The organism is Pseudomonadota bacterium, from assembly GCA_022361155.1.
Taxonomy (GTDB): domain Bacteria; phylum Myxococcota_A; class Polyangia; order Polyangiales; family JAKSBK01; genus JAKSBK01.
Genome location: JAKSBK010000441.1, coordinates 1 through 3,495, shown reverse-complemented (window position 1 = coordinate 3,495; position 3,495 = coordinate 1). Strand labels below are relative to the sequence as shown.

Annotated in this window: 4 protein-coding genes; 3 read left to right on the top strand and 1 reads right to left on the bottom strand. The window is 64.6% G+C overall.

What is annotated here, in order from left to right:
* From MJD61_16680 to MJD61_16670, 3 genes are all read left to right on the top strand, one after another.
* On the top strand, positions 1–324 hold a 324-nt coding region (locus MJD61_16680; GenBank protein ID MCG8556897.1), incomplete at its 5' end, for a hypothetical protein.
* Positions 325–578: 254 nt separating this feature from the next.
* Entirely contained in the window at positions 579–2,351 is a 1,773-nt protein-coding gene (locus tag MJD61_16675) for a M66 family metalloprotease (protein MCG8556896.1), read from the top strand.
* 483 nt (positions 2,352–2,834) lie between these two features.
* The gene (locus MJD61_16670) at positions 2,835–3,188 is read left to right on the top strand and encodes a four helix bundle protein (protein MCG8556895.1); all 354 of its coding nucleotides are present in this window, start codon (positions 2,835–2,837) and stop codon (positions 3,186–3,188) included.
* 96 nt (positions 3,189–3,284) lie between these two features.
* On the opposite strand, the gene MJD61_16665 is transcribed toward MJD61_16670, so the two are convergent.
* On the bottom strand, positions 3,285–3,495 hold a 211-nt coding region (locus MJD61_16665; GenBank protein MCG8556894.1), incomplete at its 5' end, for a hypothetical protein.

The following is a 3,495-nucleotide window of genomic DNA, read 5'->3' as shown; positions in this document are numbered from 1 at the left end:
CTGGGCAAGCGCTCGTGGAAAGCCAACATGGTGGTGGCCTTCAACAAGGCCCCGGGCGATTTCGAGTTTCACGTGCTGTTCTACGACGTTCACGATGGCCAACGTAGGTTCGTCGAAGAGCTGAGTACCTTGGTCAGCAACCGGAAGCAAAGAACCTTCATACAGAAGCTCTCCATGCCCCGTGCCCGGTTCAAGCCCAACCGACACATGGAGCTCGTGGTCGTGGTTCGCCGGGTGGAAGTTGGCCGGCGAAAGTTTGGCCTGGTCGGCGAGGAGAAGCGACGGACAGGCCGGGTGATCTTCACGGATGCGGAAGCCCGCTGACCGGAGCCCCCACCGTCAAGGGCCGGTGGGGTGAGCCCTAACCCGGAAAATCTGGAAGAATTCGGCTGGCGGCCACGGAAAGCGGACCGTACGTGATCCTTTTGGCGAGCCCCGAGCATTAAGAACACAGCCTTGTGGTCCGGCTACCTGTAAGCTCGACCGCGGGTTGCACGATCGGCCTCGCTGCGACGAAGACGTGGCTCGCAGCGCCACCCTGCTCGCCCGCAGGCGTTCAAGAGTGAAAGGACACGCCCATGAGCAAAGCCAGCACACCAACGGCGGATGAAACGCTGCAAAGCGGGGCATGCCCCTGGATGAAGCTTTGCATGGCGCTCCCGCTGGCGGGCGCTGTGCTTGCGGGTTGCTCGGGCGGCGGTGATGCGGGCCCTGGGGGCCCGGGTGCCCCCGGGGTTGGCGCAGGTGGAAGCGAGATCACGGATCTGCCCAACCCGGACCCCGGGGAGGACCCCGTCAACGTGACGCCCGTCCCCAATCCCAACCCGTTTCCGGACTCCGGCATGCCCGGCCCGACCCTGCCCGACGGTGGAGTACCGCTGCCTCCGCCACCGCCCGGCCCGCCCCTCAAGTGCCCTCAGGCAGCAGACCTGGCAATAGAGCAGGTCGCGATCTACCAAACCACAAAGATCGTCTTGGCCAGAAACGGCAAGAGCGTCGACCTCATGCAACGCGAGACGGACGTGGTAGCCGGACGCAAGTCGGCCATCCGGGTGTTTGTAGAAAGGGGCATGGGCTTTCAGCCTCGCACCATCACGGCGCAGCTGACGATCCTTGCCGGGCCGAGCGCAGCTCCAGAAACCCACGAGCAGCACAAGATGGTGACAGGCGACTCGACCGACAGGGACGGCGGTTCGACATTCAACTTCAAGCTGCCGGGCGAAACCATCGGCGCGGACACACGACTCTCGATCGAGCTGCTGGAAGGCACGCCGTGCACCGTGATCCGCCCCAATATCGTTCCGAACGAGGGCGCACGCTGGCCGGCGGTGGATCTGGCCGATCTGGGTGCGCGTCAAGTCGGCGCACTCAAGGTCGTGATCGTGCCGATTCGCTACGATACCGACGGCTCCATGCGCCTGCCTGACACGTCACCGGCCGAGGTCGAAAAGTTCAAGGAGGCTCTTCTGGCCACCTATCCGATCAGCGCAACCGACCTGACGGTGCACGCGCCCATGAAGACCATGCGCAACCTGGGAGCGCAGGGCACCAACTGGAGCACCATGCTCGACAGCGTGCTCGCGCTGCGGCGCAGGGACATGGTAGCCGACGACGTGTTTTACTACGGCCTGATCATGCCGGCGGAAAGCGCCAGGGCGTATTGCTCGGGAGGTTGCGTCGCGGGCATCGCTCCGGAGGCGTCGCGCAATGCGGTGAACCAGCGCGGCGCACTGGGCCTGGGCTTTTCTGGCAACCTCGCCATCGACACCTTCCTGCACGAGCTCGGACACGCAACGGGTCGCGCTCATTCGCCTTGCGGTGGTGCTTCCCGCTCGGACCCGAAATACCCGGATCCGCGGGGAGGAATCGTGGTCTGGGGATTCGACTCGCGCAGCGACAAGCTGCTCGACCCCAAGGAGTACAAGGACATCATGAGCTACTGCGACCCGACCTGGTTCAGCGCCTACACCTACCAGCACATCCTCGAGCGGATCGCGTACATCAACAACCAGCCGTTCCTGGTCCATGCCGGGATCCAACGCTACCGGGTGCTGGTACAAGAAGTCGATGGCGAGCTGACCTGGGGTCGAATCAGCGACCAGACCGTCCCGGACGCTCCGGCCGAGTGGGCGAGTGTGCTGGATGCGAAGGGGGCGCCGGTAACGCGGGTTCAGGTCTACCGGCAGGCGCTCGAAGACGTCGACGGAGCCTTCATCTACGTGCCGGAGCCGGACCCGTCCTGGCATGCCATCCAGCTTGCAGGCCGAGCGCCCCTCGAGTTCGAGCGGCGCGGACCGGACGTGCAAAAAACCAGCAGCCCCGACTCCATCGCGGATCTGGACGCGCTCTAGCTACATGCCGGTGCAAAAGTAGGGGAGGTTTTTCCATGGTTTCGGCAACCGGATAACTGGGCGGTCAACCGAAGCTGCGCTTTTTCGCGGGACCGAGCCCGAGGCCGAGAGCGAGAGCGAGTTCGGATTCGGAAGCAGAGGGCAGAGGCCGAGACGGAGGCAGAGGGCCGCGGTGGAGGCAGAGGTCCCGATGCCGATGCGGAGGCGGATGTCGGGTTCGGACATCGGGCTCCGGGTTCCGGGTTCGGATTCGGGTTGCGACATCCGTGTCGGGTCGGAGGACGGGATTGCGGCTGTGCGATGGTGGCGAGCCGGAGGGGGCAAGCTCCAGCGCCAGGAAGGGCCGGGCTGCGGGTCGGTCGCTCTTGGTGGTCACACCCTTTGTGGCGCACGAGCCGCGCCAACCCCGCCGCAGTCGAGTGTTCGAACCGTGTGGCGTTATGGCCATGCGGGGTTGTCACGGTTCCTGCGCCGAGTGGGGGCATGACCACCAAGAGCAACCGCCCCTTCACCCAACCCTTCCTGGCACTGGAGCTTGCCCTGTCGCTGATTGGGAGCCTGCGTCCCGTGGTCGACAAGATTCGTAGACGCAGCCCGAAGTTGGCTCGTCAGCTCGAGGATTCGGCCTCCTCGGTAGTGGCCAACTTGGGCGAGGGCAATCGGCGCAGGGGCAAGGACCGGGTGCAGTTCTTCTTGATCAGCGCGGGCAGTGCGGACGAAACACGCTGCCATTTGCGGGTGGCGCTGGCGTGGGGCTGGGTAAACGAAACCGAGATCGAAACCTCGATGAGGCTGGTCGACCGACAGCTCGCGATGCTGTGGAAGCTGACGCACTGAGCACGAGCGCCCTATGATCGCTGAACCCAAGCAACTGCTGGACCCCGAGTTGCAGCACCTTGACGAGGTGCTCGACGACGAGCCTCTCGTCGATGGCTAGTTGGCGCTTTGCGGCGCCAGGGCTAGACCGATGGGCGTCGGACTTTGGGGACGTGCTGGATCGGTTCCGATGTGATGCCTGAGGTTCCCGGGATGGGGAATGACGTCTCCTTGGGGGGTTGCGTAGAGGCCAGGGGTTTGATCCCCTGTCGTGCGCAACGAACCCCGCCTTGGCAGAGGCGGAGCACCCAAGGAGAGCTCGATGATG